The sequence below is a fragment of the Vibrio sp. 1562 genome (genome assembly GCF_033340155.1).
Classification (GTDB): Bacteria; Pseudomonadota; Gammaproteobacteria; order Enterobacterales; family Vibrionaceae; genus Vibrio; species Vibrio alginolyticus.
Genome location: NZ_JAWOVY010000526.1, coordinates 1 through 606 on the forward strand (window position 1 = coordinate 1; position 606 = coordinate 606).

A 606-nucleotide genomic window follows, 5' to 3' on the forward strand; every position below is an offset into this window, starting at 1 on the left:
TCAGATTCCCCTGAGCGAATTGAAGCTCTCAGAAAACGTGCATTTAGCTACTCAGACAATTGATGACAATTACATCAAAGCTAAAAAAGCGTCGCTCGCTGTCGACGCTTATAACTAAAATTATTATTCTCGTTCTTGCTCCGATCATTTTAGGCATTTTCGTTCAGAGTTATTACTTCTCCAAACAGATCATTTGGCAGGAGGTCGACCGAACCAAGCAGCAAACGTCTGCGTTGATTCTGAACATTTTTGAAAGTCATTTTGCAGCGATTCAGATCCATCACGACAGCAATTCGAAAAGTGATGTGATTTTGGATTTTTACTCGGAGCGAAATGAAGAAGCCTTAAATTACTTCTTTCTCAGCATTGATCAGAGTGATCCTTCGCACACGCCTGAATTTCGTTTTCTCACCGACCATCAAGGTATTATTTGGGACGATGGGAACGCGCATTTTTATGGTATCAACGATTCAATGCTGGACGGCCTGACTAGCAAAGTCACGTTCAGTAATAATTGGTATTACGTCACGTCAATCACGTCAATGGGTGCTCGTCACTTGTTGCTACGCCGCGTTCCTGTGTTAGAGCCGAAAACGGGCGAAGTGA

1 protein-coding gene is annotated in these 606 nt (G+C 42.9%); it reads left to right on the forward strand.

Annotation, left to right across the window (positions count from 1 at the left end; genetic code table 11):
• Positions 1–62: 62 nt before the first annotated feature.
• Positions 63–606, forward strand: a 544-nt coding sequence (locus R7Z49_RS26195) for a LuxQ periplasmic sensor domain-containing protein (protein ID WP_318112587.1), incomplete at its 3' end; no start/stop codon positions are given.